The organism is Ralstonia pickettii (genome assembly GCF_001699815.1).
Classification (GTDB): Bacteria; Pseudomonadota; Gammaproteobacteria; order Burkholderiales; family Burkholderiaceae; genus Ralstonia; species Ralstonia thomasii.
Window position 1 is genome coordinate 1 of the sequence record NZ_MCGB01000050.1, and the last position, 20,324, is coordinate 20,324.

Below are 20,324 nucleotides of genomic sequence, written 5' to 3' on the forward strand. Positions count from 1 at the left end.
GACGTTCGCGAACCGCTCCATCAGCTCCGCCAACTCCGCTTCGATCGCTTGTTGAATCACTTGCCGCGCCCCGTGACGAACCAATTCGTCAAGTCCAAGCCCGACTCCCGATAGACCGACGACTGCTTTTTCCGTATCCTTGCTCATGGTGGATGGTTTGATTTTTTGCTGGTTTCCGACTTCGACAATCAGATTCTCAGCTGAAACCTCCACCGCCTTCAACTTCCCGCCTCAACTCCCCCGTACACCACTTTCGACTTTAGCTCAGGAATGCCTCGTGAATGTCGCTACGACGATCGAATCGGATACGAAGACGCCGGAAGTTGTGGAGCCACGAGTGAGTCCGTTCTACTACCCAGCGAAATTTGCCCAGACCGCTGCCATGTTCAGTTCGACGTCGTGCGATCACCGGTCTGATGCCACGATCACGCAAGCGCTGGCGATGTGTGTCGGAGTCGTAGCCGCGATCGCCGTAGATGATCTTGGGCTTGCGAAGTGGTCTGCCGCGCGTGCCGCGAATCGGGGGGATGGCGTCGACCAATGGCAGCAATTGGGTGACGTCGTGACGGTTTGCGCCGGTCAATGTCACACTGACCGGCACTCCGTTGGCGTCTACGAGAATGTGGTGCTTCGAACCTGGTCGCGCACGATCCGTCGGGTTTGGCCCGGTTTTTCGCCCGCCCCAACAGCTCGCACGGAGGAAGAATCGACGGCAGCATACGAAAGGTCCAGTTGCCCGGATTCGCGCAGCTTGTCGAGCAGCAGCGCATGCAGTCTGTTCCAGACGCCCGCCTTCTGCCATGCGTCCAGACGACGCCAGCAGGTCGCGCCCGAGCCAAACTCCAGTGCGGTCGGCAAGTGGTTCCATCGCATCCCGGTGCGTAACACGAACAGGACGCCATTGAGCGCTGCCCGGTCCGACACACGAGGTCGGCCTCGACGTTCGTTGTTTCGACGCTTTGGCTTCGGCAGTAACGGTTCGATCAGTGTCCACAATTCGTTGTCAATGATCGGCGCCTGCATCCCCTCGGTCTCCGTTGTCTGGACGGCTGAGGTTAACATCGCGCCCGGAAAGTAAACAGCCCCTCACAGGGATTTTTTTGAACTGGCCTCTTAGCTATTTCGAGGCAACTCGCGCGTATCTCGAGCGGTATGGCGAACCGGTCGCGTTCTGCAGCGACCGGGTATGCGTGCTCCTCCGTACCGCCGCCCACAAGAAGGCGCAGCATGACGCTGCAGGACCGGCCTCCATAAAGAAACCGCGGCTGCGAGGCTGGACTGGCGTGACACGATGCCAGCATCCTCGGGCGGCAGGATCGTCTGTTCTGTATCACGAGGTATCTGCGCATGCTGCTGATGCATGGCGCCGATCAGTGATCCAACAAGCCGTGAAGCAACTGGATCCGCTCACGGATGGAGATTCGGGGTACAGGCGAGGCAAGGAACAAACATCGACGCCGTCGAACTACAACTTGAGAGGCCCGGTGTGTCCGGACGGGACCCCCGGGACCGTTATTCTTGCCAACACAACTCAAAATCTGAAGACATCAAAGTTTCAACGCTCAAATCGTCCGTCTTAAGACGATCGGCTTTCCACCCATCGTCTGTTTCGTCATCCACGCGGCGAGCGCCGAGTCCAGGTAGTCGGCGTGTCCCGGGAACCAATTGTACAGATGCATGCCGATGTCATGCACCATTGCACATCCGGCCTGCCCTGCTTCGACCGCTGCCTTAACGTCCCTGACTGACTTCAGCACGGCTTCGTGCTCTTCGATGTGGCAATCGCGCGGAGGAAAGTTTGTCGTGCGCATCCATTCGTCTTCCTGCTCGAAGTGGCTGACGGCGTGTTTTTCAAATTCCTCGATCGCGGCAAGGGCACTCGCATCGGTGCAGGTCACGAGCCGTAGCGCGACTTCGTAGAATTCCTTGTGCACGTCATCCATCGGCGTGAAGCCGAGTAGCCGTGCGTCTGACCACACAAGGCTGTTGTCACTCTCCCGCACAGGGGCTTCGACGTCTTTCAATACAGAGTCTGTCATGTTCGAACAATCCGGCGTTATCGACAGCTATATCATAGCCCGCGAAATGTAGAACGCCGCGAATTTCCGAGCATTCCACGGTCAAAGTTCTTCAATCCTTGGGGCTCACTAGACCGGCCGGGTGGAACAATTTGCCCGCATTCGGGCATGCCGACGCGCTTGCCCTTCAGCTCTTCAGGCTCGTCGATACCGCGATCCGCTCGCCAATAGATCGAGCCAAGACGAAACTCCTTCGAGGGAAAGACCGGCACCGCGATCTGGGGAACCACTCGCCGCTTGCCATTGCGCGTAGGACAGCCATCGCCTGCCTGGGAAAGCACCACCGAGGACACATCGGCGAGGAATCCAGCATGTTTATATTAGGGATCGAATAATCGTCATTCAGCTGAACTTCCAGCCTACGTACTTTCCCGGATGCCTCAAAAGGTGCTTGCCAATTTAACTAGAGATCTAATATAGTTGAGCAACATCTGTTGATAAGGCGATCTCTCGCCGGGAGACATTACATGCTGACCCACCAAGAAAACGAATTGCTGTGCCGCGTCGAGGGCGATGCCCCGATGGGTCAACTGATGCGCCGACACTGGACGCCGGTTTGCCTCATCGAAGAGGTCAGCGAGCCGGACGGCGCGCCGGTCAAAGCGCGCGTATTTGGCGAAGACCTCGTCGTGTTCCGCGACTCAGAAGGCAACGTTGGTGTGCTGGACGAGTATTGTCCGCACCGTCGTGCATCGCTCGTCTACGGCCGCAACGAAGACTCCGGCCTGCGCTGCCTGTATCACGGCTGGAAGTTCGACGTCGCGGGCAATGTGCTTGAAATGGTGTCCGAGCCAGCAGCCAGTTGCATGACCGACAAGGTCAAGCACAAGGCCTACCCGGTGCAGGAGTGGGGAGGCATGGTATGGGCTTATATGGGTCCGCAAGACGCCATCCCCGAATTCGTGCCGCCGGCCTGGGCGCCGACCGCCGACACCCGCGTGAGCATCGCGAAAGCACTGCTGCCGTGTAACTGGGCGCAAATCCTTGAAGGCGCGATCGATTCCGCACACAGCTCGAGCCTGCACTCGTCCGACTTCGTGCCGGCACGCGTTGGCGGCGCCGAAGCGACCGACAAGAACTGGCTGCGGCCCTCCACCGACAAGGCCCCACGTCTGCAGGTCGAGCGCACCGACTACGGCTTCCGTTACGCCGCGCTGCGCCGCCCGATCTTCAACGCCAACACGCACGACTACGTGCGCTCCACGGTGTTCGTGGCGCCGGGAACGGTGCTGATCCCGCCGAACAATCTGTACAACGTTGCGAACATCAACGTACCGATGGACGACACGAACACGGCGTTCTATTTCATCGCCTGGGGCGATCCGGAAACGACGCCGGAAAACGAAACGTGGCGCAAGTTCCTGCGTCAGCAGGTCGGTGTTGACCTCGACCACTACTATCGCCCGTTGCGCAATCACGACAACCGCTTCTGGCAGGACCGCCAGGCGATGAAGGCTGGTAATTTCACCGGCATTTCCGGCTTCCCGAACCAGGACATCGCGATGTGGGTCACGATGGGCCCAATTGCGAACCGTTCGGACGAGCGTCTCGGCGCAAGCGATCTCGCCATCGTCGAATTCCGCCGGCGCATGCTCGATGCAATCACCGAATTCCAGCAGGGCGACGGAGCCATCGGTACGGGTGCGAAGGCAATTCCCAGGGAGGTCTGCTCGTACCAGGCTGTCGTGCCGAAGGAAATCGACTGGCGCACGTACGCCGCGCGTTACGTCAGCAAGAAGAATCCGGAACCGGCCGACCAGCCGTCGGCGCTCGCAACGGACTATCAGGTCAAGCAATAACGGGAGGCACACGGCCATGGAGCAGCGCCGTTTGCGCATCGGGGTCGCGGGACTGGGACGGGCATTCTCGCTGATGCTGCCGACCTTCCTGCGCGACCCCAGAGTCCAGCTCGTCGCTGCATGCGATCCGCGTGACGAAGCGCGGCGGCAATTCGCCGCCGACTTCGCGGCACCCACCTACGCGGACGTGGCGGAGCTGTCGGATGATCCCAACGTCGAGATCATCTACGTTGCAAGTCCGCACCAGTTCCACGCGCAGCACACTGAAATTGCCGCAGCAAAAGGCAAACACGTGCTGGTCGAAAAGCCGATGGCGCTCGCCGCTGCGGACTGCGACCGGATGATTGCTGCATGCCGCGCAGCGAACGTGCATCTGATCGTCGGCCATTGCCACAGTTTCGACACGCCGTACCTGCGTACACGGGAATTGATCAATCTCGGCGATTTCGGCGCGGTGAAAATGATTCAGGCCGTCAACTATACCGATTACCTGTACCGCCCTCGCCGGCCCGAAGAGCTGGCGACAGCCGAAGGCGGGGGCGCCGTCTTCAGCCAGGCTGCCCACCAGGTCGACATCGTGCGAATGCTCGCCGGCTCGCGCGCGACGCGGCTGCGGGCGAGTGTGGGACGGTGGGATCCGTCACGCCCGACCGAGGGTGCTTATTCGGCGCTGATCTGGTTCGAGAATGGTGCTTATGCGTCGCTCTCGTACAACGGCTATGGCCACTTCAGCACCGACGAGTGGAGCGGCTGGATCGGCGAAATGGGCGATCGTACGAGCCCTGACACGTACGGGAGCGCGCGCCGCCGTCTGGAAACGCTCACATCCTCTGGCGACGAGGCTAGGCTCAAGGCCGCCGGCACCTACGGTGGATCGGCATACAAACCGCCGACAGCCGCCGCTGACGAGCCGCAGCGATTTCATCAGCATTTCGGTCCGGTCATCGTCTCGTGCGAACGCGCAGACCTGCGACCGCTGCCCGACTCGATCGTCGTCTACGGCGATGAGCGTCGGGAAACGCTGCCGCTGCCTGCACCCTCCGTGCCGCGCGCCGAGGTCATCGACGAGTTATATGGCGCGGTCGTCGACGGACGTGGGCCACTCCACGATGGCGAGTGGGCGAAGGGCACGCTGGAAATCTGTATAGCGATTCTGAAGTCGAGTGAAACAGGCACAGATGTAACGCTTTGATAGTCCCGGGTAAGCACACAAGCCCTCGTTCTGAACTGAGTCGTCTACAGTTAAAACGAGGGATTTTTTTATCTGCGCTTCCGCCACGCTGGACCGGCGGAAATCCCGCAACGGGCGGCCGCCCTGAGTTTTAAGGGGCGCATATGCGCGCCCCTCTCCCCCGACGTGTCACCCGGCAAATGCGGCGAAACGGAGTGAAAAATCAATCGCCCTGACGTTCTTCGTCAACTTACCTAACGAAATACGGTCCACGCCGGTCTCCGCAATGGTTCGCAGCGTCTGCTCGGTCACACCGCCCGAGACTTCGAGTTCGGCACGCCCTGCGGTAACGCGCACAGCCTCGCGCGTCGCCTCGATCGAGAAATTGTCGAGCAGAATTGCCACCGCGCCGCCAGCCAACGCTTCTTTTAACTCATCAAGCGTCTCCACCTCGACCTGCACGGGCACACCTGCACCCAATGCTTCAGTGGCACGAAGCGTCGACGCAATGCCACCGCCCGCCGCGATGTGGTTTTCCTTGATCAGGATGCCGTCGTACAGTCCCCGACGATGGTTTTCGCCACCGCCCACACGAACCGCGTATTTTTGCGCCAGGCGCAACCCGGGAAGCGTTTTTCGCGTGTCGAGAATCCGCGCAGACGTGCCTTCGACGATACGCGCCATCAAGCTTGTCTCGGTGGCCACGCCAGAAAGCATCTGAATGAAGTTGAGCGCGGTGCGCTCGGCGGTGAGCATACCGCGCGCCGGACCAGCGATCCGGCAGACGGTCTGCCCTTCGTGCATCCGTTCGCCCTCGCCGATTAACCATTCGATCGTGATGCGCGGGTCGACCTGCCGGAGCGTTTCGTCGAACCACGGTCTGCCGCACAACAGGGCGGGTTCGCGCACGGTGAGGACGGCTTCGGCTGAAGCGTCGGGGTCGATCAGTAGTGACGTCCAGTCGGTCTCGCCGACATCTTCCGCGAGCGCATCGCGGACGTTGCGCGTCATCGCCGCGCGAGTCATTCCATCCATTCCAGATCCGTAATTTTTTAGCGAGTAAGCAGCATGCCGTAGCCTGTCGTCGTGCCTGTCGTGGACTCGGCACGCCCGCTAATATTATTAGGGCAACGCTGAACAAGCCGTTGTATTTATCAATTTGGGCGCGAACACCGGTGGGTTTATCCTGAGTGAGGCTTTGCGGCTGCATCTCTTGCCCACCTGGGCGTTGCGCACGGGCCTGCGGCCCGCTTTTCGCCCATTACGGGCGTACCTGTGCCATCAATCGCCTGCGCGAGAGATAGACATTAGTCAACGCCAGCGCGACGAAGGCGCGATTGGCGTTCTTCGCCAAACCGCGATAGCGTACCTTCGTGAAGCCCGCAGACGACTGCCTGCAGAGCGTTACCTGTGGTAGGGTAACCAATCATATTACGGCACAATTGTACGTATCGCGGGCGCGCTTGTGCGCCATCCCGGCAGGGTTCTGGCGCGCGCTGTCTGCTGCAGAATTGCGCAACAATGACAGGCGGCGTGAAGCAAGGGTCCGCACTGTCGACAGTACAACGTATCGCTTGCAAGCGATTTCAACGTTCATTCAAGGGGAATAATTCATGCAGACACGCAAATTGGGGGGCGAGGGCCTTGAGGTATCCGCGCTGGGCCTGGGCTGCATGGGCATGTCCGAGTTCTACGGGCACAGGGATGAGGCCGAGTCGATCGCCACTATCCACCGCGCGCTCGACCTCGGCATCAGCCTGCTGGACACGGCCGACATGTACGGCCCGTTCACCAACGAGCAATTGGTGGGCAAGGCGATCCGCGAGCGCCGCGATCAGGTCGTGCTGGCCACGAAGTTCGCCAACGTACGCGGCGAGAATGGCGCATATCTGGGCATCCGCGGCGACGCCGACTACGTCAGGCAGTCCTGCGACGCTTCCCTGAAGCGCCTGGGCGTCGATTACATCGATCTGTATTACCAGCACCGCGTCGACCCGAATGTGCCAATCGAAGAGACGATCGGCGCCATGGCCGAGCTGGTCAAGGCCGGCAAGGTGCGCTACCTGGGCATGTCGGAAGCCGCCCCCGAGACGCTGCGCCGCGCGCATGCCGTGCATCCGATCAGCGCGTTGCAGACCGAGTATTCGCTGTGGAGCCGCGATGTGGAGCAGCAGACCCTGTCGACCGTACGTGAGCTTGGCATCGGCTACGTGGCCTACAGCCCGCTGGGCCGGGGCTTCCTGACCGGGCAGATCAAGCGCCTCGAGGACCTGTCGGAGGACGACTACCGCCGCAACGCGCCGCGTTTCCAGGGCGATAACTTCAAGAAAAACCTGGAGCTGGTCGCCGAAGTCGAGCGGATGGCGGCCGAGAAGGCTTGCAGCCCGGCGCAGCTGGCGCTGGCCTGGGTGCTGGCGCAGGGAGACGACATCGTGCCTATCCCCGGCACCAAGCGGCGCGAGCGCCTCGAGGAAAACATCAAGGCGCTGGACGTGCAGCTCAGCCCCGAGGATCTTGCACGCATCGACCGCATACTGCCGCCGGGTGCGGCTGCCGGCGAGCGCTACGCGGCACCGCAAATGCAGGCACTGAACCGGTGACCCATGACTGAAAAAATGCTGAACGGTCGGGTGGCGATCGTCACCGGCGGCGGGCGCGGCCTGGGCCGGGCAATGACCCTCGGCCTCGCACGCGCCGGGGTGCGTGTAGCAGCCACTGCGGCGCGCGAGCCTGCCGAAGTCGAGCAGGTAGCGGCTGACATCCGCGCCGAATGCGGCGAGGACCGGGTCTTGCCCTTGCTCGCCGACGTCACCCGCGAGGACGATTGCGCACGGGTGGTGGCGGCAGCACTCAAGCGCTGGCAGAGGCTGGACATTCTCGTCAACAATGCCGGGCGCGGCATGAAATATGTCAGCGACCGCTTCCTGAACGAACCCACCCGTTTCTGGGAAGTCGAACCCGAAACCTGGCGCATGGTCATGGACACGAATGTGAACGGCCCCTTCCTGATGGCGAGCGCGGCCGTGCCACAATTCCTTGCCGCCGGCTGGGGCCGCATCATCAACATCTCGATGAACCACGAGACAATGCGGCGCCGCGGCTTCTCGCCGTACGGCCCCTCGAAGGCAGCGCTGGAATCGGAAACGACGATCTGGGCGCAGGATCTTGAAGGCACCGGCATCACTGTGAACGCGCTGCTGCCGGGCGGTGCCGCGCTCACCGGCATGATCCCGCCCACGGTGGACGGGGCTGTCCGCGCGGCCCTGCTGGATCCCGACGTCATGGTCGCCCCGCTACTGTGGCTGGCGTCCCCCGCAGCGGACGGCGTCAGCGGACGGCGCCTGCTCGCCAATCGCTGGCGTGAAGGCAGTCCCATGGACGCCATCGAGGAAGCTGGATGGCCCCGTATCGAGCAGACGTGATTCCCGCCGATGGCGTGATCGAACCAGGCGGACCGGCATACGGGCGCGTCATCAATTGAACTCGTGAAGGTATGGCCGGTCATTAACGCGTTCAAAGTAATGATCGGGGCGCGTGGCGCAGAGCAATGATGACGAGACGATATGGATTGCGGGACGATCAGTGGGAGCGTATCAAGGATGGGCTGCCCGGTCGGGAAGGACATGGGCACGGTACCCCGTGCCCGACACGATCGTCGCTTACGCACGGTCGCGTTACTGTTTGACGGAAGTTGCGACTGACCACACCGATCTCAACCGGCACAGGTGTCTGTTTCCTGCGCATGGCCCATGCTGATGCAGAGGCAAAAGAACCGGAAACTGCGTCAAGCGAACGCCACCGAGAGGCAGTGAACATTCCTTTAATGGGCTGAGCACCCGGTCTGCAATCGCCATTCAGAGCACGTAGAGCACGCCGCAGAAAAGCGCGCCGAACAGCATCCATTTGACGAGGTAATAGGTCGGCCGATGCCAGGCCTTCAGGCGCTTGCCGACCCGGCGAATCGCGTACACGTATTTGAAGATACGGTTCAGGAATCCGGTATGGTCGCCCTCTTCGTTCGGGGAACTGGCCGCGTGCATCACAACAGCTGAGAACATCCGGTTCAACGCCGCTGCCCAGCGAAAGTACATTGGCCGCTCGACATCACAGAAAAGTACAATGCGTGAAACGTCGGTTTCGTTCTTCGCGTAGTGAATATAAGTCTCGTCGAACATGACCGCTTCGCCGTCGCACCAGTAGTACTGCTGGCCGTCGACGTCGATGTAGCATCCCGGCTTCCCGGGCGTGACCAGCCCCAGATGGTAGCGTACCGATCCCGCGTACGGATCGCGATGGCGAACGAGACTCGCACCTGGCGGTAACTGTGCAAACATGGCGGCCTTGATCGTCGGAATCTCCTGCAGCAAATGCGTCGTCATGGGACAAAGCGCCTGCGCTGATGGATGCGGTGCGTCATACCATTTCAGATAGAAACGCCGCCAGCCGGTTTTAAAGAACGAATTGAAGCCGATATCGTTGTAACTGGTCGACGCCGATATTTTTTGCGCAGCGTCGACAGCCAGGGCTTCTTCCCGGATTATTTTCCAGTTTGCCTTGAGCGGCGCCAACTCCGGAAACCGTTCCTGTTCGATATAGGCTGTGGCCTTCAGCGGTGACAGCAGATAACACAGGGCGTTGATCGGCGCGAGGAAAGTTGAGTGGTCGGATAACTGACGCGCAAGAGTGAAACGCGCTTCACCACGCCGGACGACATAGACGACGCTTGCGACAAACCATAGAACAAATAGCCAGCGCATTTCTGTTCCCGAAGCTTTATCAGAGTGTGGCTTATCCGGACACATTCCGAATTTCAGGCGCGTTTGCACGGCGGTCTATCGAACAGGCCCCTGGTGAGCCACTCAACCTGCTGCCCCTTGAAGGAACCCTGGGGCGCACCCAGGCTGTCAAGCCGGCACTTATGCCTTCATCCGGTCATCCGGCGACAGTCGCAGGTATAGAGTTCGCGGCGCGCGGCATGGACTGCGTCCGGGTGTGGCCGAGGGGCTCCGTGAGAAGAGCACTCACCGGTGCCTGATCCTGCACCAGCGCCCGGGTATGCCTGGGCCTGCCTGGCCACGCGCGGACTCCCTGGCAACGAAAGCGCCAGTACACACGCCCGGTTAAAGACGGAGCAAACGACACGTAGACGAAGCTGCACGGACATCGCCAACTTTGTGCCCATCAAGCAATGGGCTCTGGCAACACCTGCGCAGGAACAAGAAGAACCGGCAGATGGGAACGCCGCACAAAGTTCTCGGCGACACTGCCAAGCAGCGCACGCGACAATCCGGTCCGCCCATGCGTACCCAGAACGGCAAGCTCCGCGCCGCATTGGCTCGCACAGGATAACAGCCGGCCCGCAATGTCATCGGTCGAATCGAGCAACTCGCTCAATTCGGTTTCACAGTCCACCCCTGCCGCTACGCCCTTCTCCTGAGTTCCGGCCAGTAACGCCTTGCCCTCCGCCCGGATGCCTTCGAACTCGTCCGGCAGCACGGCGGTCACTCCCATCGCGATTACGGGCGCGCAGTTTGCCACATATACAAGATGGAGCCGCGCTCCCATCACCCGGGCAAGGCCCACGGCTTCGGAAAACGCCCGTTCAGATGTGTCACTGGCATCTATCGCAACCATGATCTTCGTGTACATATTTCCCTCTTCTTCACTAACCGACATCCACTGCTGGGGAACGTATCCGGCACCGAGGCCGCGCAGATATCCCCGCTGCCTGCCGTCAGCCACAGCAGGCTCCGACGTGTACGTGCACGTTCATGTATGGTACGATATTAAGTCCAACGACAGCCAAATACAAATACGCTTGCTCAATGAATGCCGATACTTCACCACTGACGGTGCAGCAGGCAGCCCGACGCCTGGGGGTAACGGCGCGCGCACTCAAGTACTACGAAGAGCAGGGACTTGTGGCGCCGGAGCGCAGCAAGGGTCGCTACCGGCTCTACGACGAAACGGACATCGAGCGATTTGCGCGAATCCTTCACCTGCGCTCGCTCGGTTTTTCCATCCGGACGATCGTCGCGATGATCAACCGTCCTCTCGACCATGTTCCAGAGAAAGGCCGGGCACGCTATTCAGAATCAACCCTGAAAGAAATTCAGGCCGAACTGTCTGGCCAGTTGAAGCTTCTCGACGAACGAGCTGCAGCCGCAAAGCGGGAACTCGCGGAAGTCCGGAAAATGCAGGAGGAGTTGCGTCTTGACCTGGAATACGTGGAAGGCAGGCTGGCCGGCGAGGACGTCGAAGCGCTGCTTTCAGCACGCCTTGGCTCGCATGGGAAAACACCCGCGCCCAGGCAATGACGAGCTTCGGACCGGGACGGTCAGAGACGATAGCGGCGCACATCGTCCGCGTGCCGATGGACGACCGGGAGCCTCCCGTCGGCTCGAAGTCCAGGGGGGCGTCACCGTTCCGCTTCTCCCGGACAGCCTGCTGTACGCCTGCCCCAGACTGCAGGCCAGTACGGTTCGACCGTTTTCCCCGCAGTCATGACGGACGCTGATTCTTCGTCCGGGATGACTGGCCGGACCCGCGCATTCGTGACCATTGCAGTCATGCTCGCGACCATCATGCAGGTACTGGACAGTACGATTGCCAATGTCGCGCTTCCGCACATGCAGGGAAGTCTCTCGGCCACGCAGGACCAGATCACCTGGGTATTGACCTCCTACATCGTAGCGGCTGCCATAGGCACCCCGCTTACCGGCTGGATCGCTTCACGCTTTGGACGCAAGCGGCTCTTCCTGTGGTCAGTTGCCGGATTCGTCGCTGCGTCGATTGCATGCGGAATGTCGGCCACGTTGTCGCAGATGGTGGCTGCACGTCTGCTGCAGGGACTTTTCGGCGCATCGCTGGTTCCGCTCTCCCAGGCGGTCATGCTCGACATCAATCCGCCGCACAAACATGGGCAGGCGATGGCCGTGTGGGGAGCCGGTGTCACTGTCGGCCCGATACTCGGACCCAGTCTCGGCGGCTGGCTTACGGACAGCCATAACTGGCGGTGGGTGTTTTACGTCAATGTCCCCATCGGCCTGATTGCCTTTTTCGGGATACTGCTCTTCATGAGCGAAACCCGGGTCAGCGCCCGCAAGCTCGATCTCTTCGGATTCGCGACGCTGAGCATCGCCATCGGTGCGCTCCAGCTATTTCTCGACCGTGGCGAAGTGATGGACTGGTTCAGCTCGATCGAGATCTGGATTGAATTACTGACCGCGATAATTGCCTTCGCGTTCTTCCTCGTTCATACGCTGACAGTCGAGACCACTTCGTTCTTCAACCGCTCGCTCGCCCTGGACCGCAACTTCGTGGTGGGATGCGGTTTCTACTTTGTCATGGGCGCCGTGCTGTATGCGACGCGTGCGCTTCTTCCTCCTTTCCTGCAGGACCTGATGCAGTATTCGGTGGTCACCACGGGTCTCGCCACCGCACCCAGCGGCGCCGGGACAATGATCACCATGATGCTCGCAGGCCGCCTCGTCGGTCCGGTCAGGCCGCAATATCTCATCGCTGCCGGATTCAGCATAGCCGCCCTCTCGCTGTGGCAGATGTCGAACTACAGCCTTGACATGTCTGAAAGCACGGTGATCTGGTCGGGCTTTATCCAGGGCCTGGGGCTGGGACTCATCTCCGTGTCGTTGACCACCGCGACATTTTCCACCCTGGCGCCACACCTGCGCGGAGACGGTACATCGATTTACAGCCTGAGCCGGAATATCGGCAGCAGTATCGGCATTTCATTCGTTCAGACAGAACTCACGCGCAACATACAGATCGCCCATTCATCCCTCGTCGAATACATCAACCGTTTCAATCCATTTGCCCAACCAGACGTGCTGCCCCCGGTGTGGGACATGAACACCGCCCCCGGACTCGCGGCGCTGAACACCGAAGTCACCCGCCAGGCTTCCATGATCGCCTATGTCGATGACTTCAGGCTCCTGTTCGTGCTCACGCTGATGGTCATGCCGTTTTTGCTGTTCCTGAAAGCACCGCGACGTCGGACCAGTGTCCCTGTCCATGCTGAGCATTGAATTTTCCGTTCGCAGAATTGCAACGTAACTATCCCCATTTTGATAGCTAACCAGCGAAATTATGATTCAAACCCGCGATGGCTACGTGAACGGCAATGTCGTGCTGATCACGCCGCACGTCACCGGCACGGTGATCGCCGTAAACGCGGACGATACGCAGACAGTCAAGGCCGGCAAGCCTCGATGCGAACTTCAAGGAAGTGAACGATCTGGCAACCCCATGCGGTCGCGTTCGGGGACGAGCGCCGTTCAGCTCTCGCCAAACTCGTCGTCCGGGTGCAGCGCTTCGAGCGGCTCGAGGATGCCCCGCACCCGCGTAAGCTCCATCACAAATTCGTCAATCTGGTCGAGCGCGCCCAGCACCCGCTCGGACAGTGTGCCTTCGCCTCGCGCCGGTACCGACGGCGCGCCGTTCAACACCGAGTGCGCCATGCTGTGAATCTCCAGGAGATCGTCACGTAGCCCCTCGGGGTCATGAAGTTGAATGCGGATGCGATCGACGATATCGACGGCGGCCAGCAGGCGCGTTGTGTCGTAGCTCGATTCGAGCCGCTCGAGCGCCGCGGTGTCGACATCGCCGAAATAGGTCGTAGTGGTGGCCGGGCGTGCAGTCATGAACGGGGTGCGTAGGTGCGGGCAGCTTGACCGAACAGCGGGTCCCGGATCCAGGCTTCCGGCCGACGATCCAGGTGCAGTTTGTAGTGGCCGAAGCGCCGGATGTTGTGGGTCGGATAGGGGCTCAGAAACTCGATGTCTTCGGCGCGCACGTTCTCGCCGTTTGCTGCCATCTCGCGCAGCGCCTGCATCATGTCCACCGTGTTCTGCAAGATCACGGCCGACGCGACCAGGTCGTTGTAGCGTAGGCGCTTTTGCTGTTCCTCTGGCTCGTTCTCGGCGATCACGTCCCCGCCGAACGACAGCCATTTCGAGAAGCCATTGTACGACTCGATCTTGTTCGTGTTCGCGGTCACTTCCTGCCGCAACTCGATACTGCCGATCCACTCGAGCAGGAACACCGTGCGAACGACGTTGCCGAGCTCGCGGGCGGCCAGATACAGCCGGTTCTTGCGGCTTTCTGAGCCGAGCCGACGCAGCAACAGCGGCGACGAGATCGTGCCCGCCTGAATCGACAGCGCGACCTGCATCAGCTCCTGCCAGTGCTGCTCGATCAGCGTCCAGTCGATGGTCGCCGTGAATAGCTTGTCGATGTGCTTGTACTTGGCTTTGCTGTCCGGCCGGTACAGCACGAGGTCTTTCCAGTTGCGAATTCGTGGCATCAGGTTGATGCCGAGCAGGTATGTGAACGCGAAAACAGCGGCCGACTGGCCCTGCGTATCGGCATGAACGGTGTCCGCCTTGACCGATAAGCCGGCCTTCAGCAGTCCCTCGATCACGTAGATCGCTTCCCACACGCCCGGCGGAATGAAGTGCTGGAACACCGCGATGTAGTTGTCGGCGACGTGCCGGTACGCGACCGCGCCCATTTTCCGGTAGCGGAAGTGATAACCGGCCAGCAGGTTGTTGTCGTAGAAGTCGTACTGCGTGCCGTCGGCCGCGACCGTTTTGCCGTCGCCCCAGTGCTTCGGCAGGTCGAGCCGCAGGTACAGTTCGATCAGTTCACGCTGCGCGGTCTCGAGCTTGTCCAGGCTCATATGCCGACGGTTGACGAACGACAGCATGTGCGCGGTGACATCCGAGTCGAGATGGCGGGCCGCCTGGGTTGGGCCGAGATTGCAGCCCATCGCGAAAATGGTCAGCAAGTAGCGCTCGGCGGCCTTGCGGATCTGCGGGTCGCTACCCGACAACGGCCCGAAGTTCCGCGTGAAATGAGTCCAGTGCTCGATGTTCGCGAGGTTGTCCAGCATGTTGCGCGTCGGCAGACGGGCGTTCAGCCGCTCCTGCAAGGCGATTGCGCTCGCGGGGATCTCCTTGGCGACGGTCTTGCGCAGGATCGGCTCGCCGTGCCGGTCGATCACGACGTGCTCCCGCTTGCGCGGCAATTCGGCGTCGAGTTTGTGGGAAGCGTCGGTGAGCCATTGACGCAGATGGCGCACGAAGTCACTGCTGGTCGTGGGCATGCCCAGCTTGTCGCAGTAGTCCGGCAATTGCTGCTCGCACTGCCGCCATGGCAACAGGTGATCGCGATAGTCGGCGTATGCGTCGGAGCCCGATACGCACAGATCACCGACCCGTAGTTCCTCGGCCATGTACGAGAAGACGCAAAGCTCGAGATACCGGCGATTAGTCGGCGATCCCTCTCCGTGTGAGCGCCGCACGAGCTTGCGCCACCGCGGCGCGGCGAAGCTAACGTCGACATCCGCATCGATCCACTCCCGATGCAGCGATTCGTTCTCCAGCACTGCATCCAGTGCATTCAGCAGCGAGCGGACCGGGCTCGTCGAATCCCACTCGAGCGTACGGACAACACGCATCATGACCGAACGGTGCGCCCTGAAGTGCTTCCAGAGCAACGGTAGATAGTTGCGGCCGCTGAACGCGCGGATCGCCGCACAACTCTCGCGCAACGGCTCCAGATCGCCTTTCGGCGCGAGCAGCTTCCTGACCGCCTGGGCGATGGCCGTCTCGTCGGATTCGTCGGCAAGGATGTCGACCACGCCGTCAAGCAGGCCGACGAGATCCTCGTGTGAACGGCTTTGAGAAACCGACACCAGACGGCGGCGTCGATCAGAGATACCGAATGGTCCAGGTCTGTTGAGCGGTTCGGTAGTGGTTTGTGTGAGGTGCAGGAGGCGGCACGGCTGCGTCGGAAGGAGCCCGTAGGGCGAGTGCAGACGCAGCCGATTCGGCTTGCTTCAGGAAGAGGTGACGCTGAAGTCGGGATGCGGTAGAAGAAGGCTTACCGCCGAAGAAACAGGCTCGACACCGGCTCAAACCGCCAAGTTCACTCCGATGTCGAGCCCCACACGCGCACGGGGCACGGGTGCCGGGCCAGTATGGCACGACCCATTATTCCCGTCGATACCGTTTCGGCATTGACGGGGATTGCCGATGCCGGACACAGGCCGTCTGTTCGTGTGCGCCCGTTGCCGGGCGCAGGTCGTCGTTTGCCGCCGTTGCGACCGCGGCCAGATCTACTGCGACGGTGACTGTTCTGAGGTCGCACGCCAGGCCAGCATGCGCGTGGCCGGCCAGCGCTATCAGCGCAGTCGTCACGGCCGCTTCGCGCATGCCGAACGGATGCGCCGCTATCGCAACCGCCAGAATAAAGTGACGCATCAGGGTTCCGCTGTACCTGCCGCCGATGCTCTACTGGCACCGACTTCGACGACGTCGGCGGCAACAGCAGCGGTGTCCGCCACCGCCCCAGCTGTGCCTGAGCGTTGCCATTTCTGCCACTGCGTCTGTCCGGTCTTCGTGCGCCTCGGGCCACTACGCCGTCGGGTCTTCCGTGATGTTCGATTACTACCTACTACACAGGAAATGACCCATGACCATTGGAGTTGAACTCGAGGCGCAGATCCTGCGCTACTATCACGTCGAGAAGTGGCGCTGCGGCACCATCGCACGGCAGTTGCACGTGCACCGTGGCACGGTCCAGCGCGTGCTTGCGCAGGCCGGTCTGCCCCGCGTCGGCGGGATGCTCAGACCTTCGCAGATCGATGCCTACCTGCCGTTTATCCATGACACCCTTAAGAGGTTTCCGTCGCTCACGGCCAGCCGGCTGTATGCGATGGTCACCGAGCGCGGCTACCGTGGCAACCCTCATCATTTCCGGCACCTGATCGCGGTACACCGTCCGCGTCCTACACCAGAGGCTTATCTGCGGTTGCGCACCTTGCCTGGAGAGCAGGGCCAGGTTGACTGGGCCCATTTCGATCACCTGCAGATCGGGCGCGCGCGCCGGCCGCTCATGGCCTTCGTCATGGTGCTGTCGTGGTCGCGGCAGATCTATCTGCGCTTCTTCCTCGATGCCCGCATGGACAGCTTCCTGGCGGGCCACGCCGGCGCGTTCGCGGCGTGGTCCGGATTGCCAAGGATCCTCCTCTATGACAATCTCAGGAGCGCTGTGCTCGAGCGTCAGGGTGATGCGATCCGCTTCAACCCGACGCTTCTCGCGTTCGCCGCTCATCATCGCTTCGAGCCCCGTCCAGTTGCAGTGGCCAGAGGAAACGAGAAGGGACGCGTCGAAAGAGCTATCAGGTATGTACGTGAGAATTTCTTTGCCGCGCGCAAGTTCGCCGATCTCGACGATCTGAACATCCAGGCCGCGCAATGGTGCGCGGGCATGGCGGCGGACCGTCCCTGCCGGGAAGATCCCACGATCACGGTGCGCGAAGCCTTCGCCCGCGAGCAGCCCAGCCTGCTTACATTGCCGGAGAATCCGTATCCCTGCGAACTGCAACTGGCCGTGAAGGTCGGCAAGCAGCCGTATGTGCGCTTCGATCTGAACGACTACACGATCCCGCATACCCACGTGCGGCGCGTACTCACGGTCCGGGCCGATCCCCGGCAGGTGCGCATTCTCGACGGCGCCGATCTGCTTGCAACTCATGTGCGAAGTTACGATCGCGGCGCGCAGATCGAGATTGCCGCGCACATCGACGCCCTCGTTGCACGCAAACGCGAAGCCCGTCACCATCGCGGCCTCGACCATCTCGTCCGCGCAGCGCCGGCCAGTCACACGCTCATGCTACGCGCGGCTGAACGCGGCGCCAATCTGGGCAATATCACCGCCCACCTGCTGCGGCTGCTCGACCGTTATGGTGCAGGCGAACTGCAGGCAGCGATCGAGGAAACACTCGCCAGCGATGCCGCGCCTCACCAGAATCCGGTGCGTCTGGCGCTGGAGCGTCGGCGCGAGTCGCGCCAGATACCGCCGCCGGTGACGGTGAACCTGCCCGAGCACGTGCGTAGCAAGGACACGCTGGTGACCCCTCACCGGCTCGACATCTACGACCAGATAACGGGAGGTACTGATGAGCTCGCCTGAGAATCTGCAGGAGCGCGCGAACGCCCTGCGCCTGTACGGGCTGCTGGCGCATTGGCCGGATCTCACTGACGCCAGCTGGGTTGCGCCGCTGCTGCAGTGGGAAGAAGACGAGCGTGCCCGCCGTTCGCTCGAGCGACGCATCCGGGACGCCCATCTGGGCAGCTTCAAACCACTGTGCGACTTTGACTGGGCCTGGCCCACGCGCTGCGACCGGGCCGCCGTCGAAGAACTGATGTCGCTCGAGTTCGTCAGGGACACCGCCAACGTCGTACTGATCGGCCCGAACGGCGTGGGCAAGTCGACGCTGGCGCTGAACCTCGCCTACCAGGCGCTCGTCAACGGGCACACGGCGCTGTTCACAACTGCTGGCCAGATGCTCGGTGAACTCGCCGCGCTTGACAGTGATTCGGCGTTACGCCGGCGGCTGCACCGGTACGCCACGCCTGACGTGCTCGTAATTGACGAGGTCGGATACCTGTCCTACTCGAATCGCCACGCCGACCTCCTGTTCGAGCTGATCAGCCGCCGGTATGGCGCAGCGAGCACCGTGGTCACCACAAACCGGCCGTTCGCAGAATGGTCGGAGGTATTTCCGAATGCCGCCTGCGTTGTCTCGCTGGTTGACCGGCTGGTGCATCGCGCCGAAGTCGTCGCGATCGAAGGCGAGTCCTACCGGGTGAAGGAGGCGCGTGAACGGGCCGAGCAGCGCGCAAAGAAACGCAGCGCGGCACGCATGGAGAAGAAGAAGTCATGAAGCGCCTTCACCTGCCTTCGGGCATCACTCACGGGCTCGACTTCCTGATCCCGGACAACTGGTCCGCCGATCAGGCGCTGGCCGTCGTCGAACTCATCGACGATCTACGCGAGCGTATCGCCGCGCACTACCAGATTCCGCTCAATGAACTGCTGCACGAACAGCGCGCGCCTCCCGACAATCCTCATCCTCGCGACATCGATGATCCATTCTGACGACCATCACCCAACAACAGCGGGCCGTAACCGACCCTTGTTGTTGGCGCATTTACTCAACCTTGCGCCGCCATCTAGTGGCGCTTTTACACCGCCGCTAACACCTCGACCTGATCACGCTGTTTGCGCTGAATTGCGTCCAGTTCGTCGCTCGCACGCTTGTGGATGGCGCTCATGCGCCGGACAAACATGTCGGCGAGATCGTCGCGGGCGCGCACGCGCATGCGGTTGAGCAGCGCGACGATCAATGTGTAGCGCTTCTCGGGCAGCGTGTCGTTCCTGAGTGCCGACGAGTCGAGCGCCATCGCCTGATTGGCGAGCGAGCGCAGCTTCGAGGCCGGAATCCCGGCGATGGCCAGTGAAAAGTCGCCGAACTCGTCGAGCCAGGCAATCTGGTCGATCAGCAGTTCCAAATGCTGGCGCGAGGGGCGTTTCGCATGACGCTTGATCCGGTTGTAGGCAGTTTGCCGGTTCGACAGATCGCGCGCGAGCAGCCGGTCGAGCGAGAGTTTCTGGTCATCGGTCAGGCGCCGCGTGACGCGCTTGAACAGGCGGGACTGCGCCCGGGCGTGGATCTGTTCGGTCAGCCGGTCAAGCGTCGAGAACGCCGGCAGCTCGATATCGCGCGCGATCAGCTCGTCGATCGTCGCGTTGATGATGTCCACCGGCTGGTCCATCGTCAGCGACGCCGTGTGCGCTGCCCGTGTTGCGATCGCGTTCGCGTCGGTGCCGTAATAGGGCTTCACGTCGAGCCACGTGCGTACCGCAGCGTAATGCCGGAAGAGCGTCGGAGATGACGCGGTGTCGTGACCGAACTGCACGGCGTCGCCGATATCGGCGGCTGCCCGAACGTGATCGACGATTGTGGCCGGAACGGTGTCGAGCGGCGGGAAATAATGCAGTTGCTGAAAGACCTTCAGCAGCACAAGCAGGCCCAGTCGAGGCCGCTCTCCGCGTGTTGCCCGGCGCGCCCATTCGAGTTCGTCGGGCAGTGGCGTGTAGCAGGTTTGCAGTTCCCGGGGTGCCAGAACGAGCTAAAGTCGAAAGTGGTGTACGGGGGAGTTGAGGCGGGAAGTTGAAGGCGGTGGAGGTTTCAGCTGAGAATCTGATTGTCGAAGTCGGAAACCAGCAAAAAATCAAACCATCCACCATGAGCAAGGATACGGAAAAAGCAGTCGTCGGTCTATCGGGAGTCGGGCTTGGACTTGACGAATTGGTTCGTCACGGGGCGCGGCAAGTGATTCAACAAGCGATCGAAGCGGAGTTGGCGGAGCTGATGGAGCGGTTCGCGAACGTCAAGACGTTACACGG

The 20,324-nt window shown here is 61.4% G+C and carries 15 protein-coding genes and 7 pseudogenes; 11 read left to right on the forward strand and 11 right to left on the reverse strand.

What is annotated here, in order from left to right; translation table 11 throughout:
* The 4 genes and pseudogenes from BEK68_RS25425 to BEK68_RS26555 all read right to left on the reverse strand — a co-directional run.
* Window positions 1-162, reverse strand: a pseudogene (locus BEK68_RS25425) (IS256 family transposase); the annotation flags it as partial.
* 97 nt (window positions 163-259) lie between these two features.
* Window positions 260-1,023, reverse strand: a protein-coding gene (locus BEK68_RS24740) for an IS5 family transposase (protein WP_139111346.1) whose coding sequence is annotated in 2 segments (ribosomal slippage) — window positions 260-684 and window positions 684-1,023 — 765 coding nt in all. Because the reading frame shifts where the segments join, the coding sequence is not laid out codon by codon here.
* A 539-nt stretch (window positions 1,024-1,562) separates the two neighbouring features.
* Window positions 1,563-2,039, reverse strand: coding sequence for a bacteriohemerythrin (locus BEK68_RS07295; protein ID WP_065851672.1), 477 nt, complete (start codon window positions 2,037-2,039; stop codon window positions 1,563-1,565).
* Between the two features lie 140 nt (window positions 2,040-2,179).
* Window positions 2,180-2,302 (reverse strand): annotated as a pseudogene (locus BEK68_RS26555) (ABC transporter substrate-binding protein); the annotation flags it as partial.
* A gap of 243 nt (window positions 2,303-2,545) precedes the next feature.
* Here BEK68_RS26555 and BEK68_RS07305 point away from each other — a divergent pair.
* Window positions 2,546-3,877, forward strand: a complete 1,332-nt coding sequence (locus BEK68_RS07305; protein WP_065851676.1) for a Rieske 2Fe-2S domain-containing protein — start codon at window positions 2,546-2,548, stop codon at window positions 3,875-3,877.
* Between the two features lie 16 nt (window positions 3,878-3,893).
* Window positions 3,894-5,069 carry a Gfo/Idh/MocA family protein gene (locus BEK68_RS07310; RefSeq protein WP_065851678.1) on the forward strand — a complete coding sequence of 392 codons (1,176 nt, stop codon included), beginning with the start codon at window positions 3,894-3,896 and terminating at the stop codon, window positions 5,067-5,069.
* Between the two features lie 168 nt (window positions 5,070-5,237).
* On the opposite strand, the gene nadC is transcribed toward BEK68_RS07310, so the two are convergent.
* Both nadC and BEK68_RS25435 read right to left on the reverse strand, forming a co-directional pair.
* Complete coding sequence (gene nadC / locus BEK68_RS07315) at window positions 5,238-6,083, reverse strand: carboxylating nicotinate-nucleotide diphosphorylase (RefSeq protein WP_065851680.1); 846 nt, start codon at window positions 6,081-6,083, stop codon at window positions 5,238-5,240.
* Window positions 6,084-6,309: 226 nt separating this feature from the next.
* Window positions 6,310-6,429 (reverse strand): annotated as a pseudogene (locus tag BEK68_RS25435) (IS5/IS1182 family transposase); the annotation flags it as partial.
* 232 nt (window positions 6,430-6,661) lie between these two features.
* On the opposite strand from BEK68_RS25435, the gene BEK68_RS07320 reads away from it, so the two are divergent.
* The 3 genes and pseudogenes from BEK68_RS07320 to BEK68_RS25440 all read left to right on the forward strand — a co-directional run.
* Window positions 6,662-7,648: an aldo/keto reductase gene (locus tag BEK68_RS07320; protein WP_065851681.1), complete on the forward strand. Its 987-nt coding sequence runs from the start codon at window positions 6,662-6,664 to the stop codon at window positions 7,646-7,648.
* 3 nt (window positions 7,649-7,651) lie between these two features.
* Window positions 7,652-8,470, forward strand: a complete 819-nt coding sequence (locus BEK68_RS07325; protein ID WP_065851683.1) for an SDR family NAD(P)-dependent oxidoreductase — start codon at window positions 7,652-7,654, stop codon at window positions 8,468-8,470.
* 128 nt (window positions 8,471-8,598) lie between these two features.
* Window positions 8,599-8,685, forward strand: a pseudogene (locus BEK68_RS25440) (IS5/IS1182 family transposase); the annotation flags it as partial.
* A gap of 217 nt (window positions 8,686-8,902) precedes the next feature.
* Here BEK68_RS25440 and BEK68_RS07330 read toward each other — a convergent pair.
* A complete protein-coding gene (locus tag BEK68_RS07330) occupies window positions 8,903-9,805 on the reverse strand; it encodes an aspartyl/asparaginyl beta-hydroxylase domain-containing protein (protein WP_065851686.1) in 903 nt (300 codons plus the stop codon).
* A 424-nt stretch (window positions 9,806-10,229) separates the two neighbouring features.
* Window positions 10,230-10,697 (reverse strand): universal stress protein, encoded by a 468-nt coding sequence (locus BEK68_RS07335; protein WP_065851701.1) that lies wholly within the window; start codon window positions 10,695-10,697, stop codon window positions 10,230-10,232.
* A 176-nt stretch (window positions 10,698-10,873) separates the two neighbouring features.
* On the opposite strand from BEK68_RS07335, the gene BEK68_RS07340 reads away from it, so the two are divergent.
* Together BEK68_RS07340 and BEK68_RS07345 are read left to right on the forward strand one after the other, a co-directional pair.
* The gene (locus BEK68_RS07340) at window positions 10,874-11,365 is read left to right on the forward strand and encodes a MerR family transcriptional regulator (RefSeq protein ID WP_065851688.1); all 492 of its coding nucleotides are present in this window, start codon (window positions 10,874-10,876) and stop codon (window positions 11,363-11,365) included.
* Window positions 11,366-11,551: 186 nt separating this feature from the next.
* On the forward strand, window positions 11,552-13,093 hold the full coding sequence (locus tag BEK68_RS07345) for a DHA2 family efflux MFS transporter permease subunit (protein ID WP_065851689.1): 1,542 nt from the start codon (window positions 11,552-11,554) through the stop codon (window positions 13,091-13,093).
* Between the two features lie 249 nt (window positions 13,094-13,342).
* Here the strand turns inward: BEK68_RS07345 and tnpC are convergent, their stop codons facing one another.
* On the reverse strand, window positions 13,343-13,708 hold the full coding sequence (gene tnpC / locus BEK68_RS07350) for a Tn3 family transposase post-transcriptional regulator TnpC (protein ID WP_065851691.1): 366 nt from the start codon (window positions 13,706-13,708) through the stop codon (window positions 13,343-13,345).
* Window positions 13,705-15,762 (reverse strand): annotated as a pseudogene (locus tag BEK68_RS07355) (Tn3 family transposase); the annotation flags it as partial. The gene tnpC and the pseudogene BEK68_RS07355, both read right to left, overlap by 4 nt.
* A 779-nt stretch (window positions 15,763-16,541) precedes the next feature.
* On the opposite strand from BEK68_RS07355, the gene istA reads away from it, so the two are divergent.
* The 3 genes from istA to BEK68_RS07375 are packed head-to-tail and all read left to right on the forward strand — an operon-like array spanning window position 16,542 to window position 19,013.
* Window positions 16,542-18,044, forward strand: a complete 1,503-nt coding sequence (gene istA, locus BEK68_RS07365; RefSeq protein WP_065851695.1) for an IS21 family transposase — start codon at window positions 16,542-16,544, stop codon at window positions 18,042-18,044.
* The gene (gene istB, locus BEK68_RS07370; RefSeq protein ID WP_065851697.1) at window positions 18,031-18,798 is read left to right on the forward strand and encodes an IS21-like element helper ATPase IstB; all 768 of its coding nucleotides are present in this window, start codon (window positions 18,031-18,033) and stop codon (window positions 18,796-18,798) included. The genes istA and istB overlap by 14 nt, the downstream gene beginning before the upstream one ends.
* Window positions 18,795-19,013 (forward strand): hypothetical protein, encoded by a 219-nt coding sequence (locus BEK68_RS07375; protein WP_065851699.1) that lies wholly within the window; start codon window positions 18,795-18,797, stop codon window positions 19,011-19,013. The genes istB and BEK68_RS07375 overlap by 4 nt, the downstream gene beginning before the upstream one ends.
* An 89-nt stretch (window positions 19,014-19,102) precedes the next feature.
* Here the strand turns inward: BEK68_RS07375 and BEK68_RS07380 are convergent.
* A pseudogene (locus tag BEK68_RS07380) lies at window positions 19,103-20,041 on the reverse strand (DUF4158 domain-containing protein); the annotation flags it as partial.
* A gap of 122 nt (window positions 20,042-20,163) precedes the next feature.
* Here BEK68_RS07380 and BEK68_RS25445 point away from each other — a divergent pair.
* Window positions 20,164-20,324 (forward strand): annotated as a pseudogene (locus BEK68_RS25445) (IS256 family transposase); the annotation flags it as partial.

Excerpts from the sequence above, each read along its gene's own strand:
- BEK68_RS07295 (WP_065851672.1), bottom strand. The coding sequence starts at position 2,039 with ATGACAGACTCTGTATTGAAAGACGTCGAAGCCCCTGTGCGGGAGAGT.
- BEK68_RS07305 (WP_065851676.1), top strand. The coding sequence starts at position 2,546 with ATGCTGACCCACCAAGAAAACGAATTGCTGTGCCGCGTCGAGGGCGAT.
- BEK68_RS07310 (WP_065851678.1), top strand. The coding sequence starts at position 3,894 with ATGGAGCAGCGCCGTTTGCGCATCGGGGTCGCGGGACTGGGACGGGCA.
- nadC (WP_065851680.1), bottom strand. The coding sequence starts at position 6,083 with ATGGATGGAATGACTCGCGCGGCGATGACGCGCAACGTCCGCGATGCG.
- BEK68_RS07320 (WP_065851681.1), top strand. The coding sequence starts at position 6,662 with ATGCAGACACGCAAATTGGGGGGCGAGGGCCTTGAGGTATCCGCGCTG.
- BEK68_RS07325 (WP_065851683.1), top strand. The coding sequence starts at position 7,652 with ATGACTGAAAAAATGCTGAACGGTCGGGTGGCGATCGTCACCGGCGGC.
- BEK68_RS07330 (WP_065851686.1), bottom strand. The coding sequence starts at position 9,805 with ATGCGCTGGCTATTTGTTCTATGGTTTGTCGCAAGCGTCGTCTATGTC.
- BEK68_RS07335 (WP_065851701.1), bottom strand. The coding sequence starts at position 10,697 with ATGTACACGAAGATCATGGTTGCGATAGATGCCAGTGACACATCTGAA.
- BEK68_RS07340 (WP_065851688.1), top strand. The coding sequence starts at position 10,874 with ATGAATGCCGATACTTCACCACTGACGGTGCAGCAGGCAGCCCGACGC.
- BEK68_RS07345 (WP_065851689.1), top strand. The coding sequence starts at position 11,552 with ATGACGGACGCTGATTCTTCGTCCGGGATGACTGGCCGGACCCGCGCA.
- tnpC (WP_065851691.1), bottom strand. The coding sequence starts at position 13,708 with ATGACTGCACGCCCGGCCACCACTACGACCTATTTCGGCGATGTCGAC.
- istA (WP_065851695.1), top strand. The coding sequence starts at position 16,542 with ATGACCATTGGAGTTGAACTCGAGGCGCAGATCCTGCGCTACTATCAC.
- istB (WP_065851697.1), top strand. The coding sequence starts at position 18,031 with ATGAGCTCGCCTGAGAATCTGCAGGAGCGCGCGAACGCCCTGCGCCTG.
- BEK68_RS07375 (WP_065851699.1), top strand. The coding sequence starts at position 18,795 with ATGAAGCGCCTTCACCTGCCTTCGGGCATCACTCACGGGCTCGACTTC.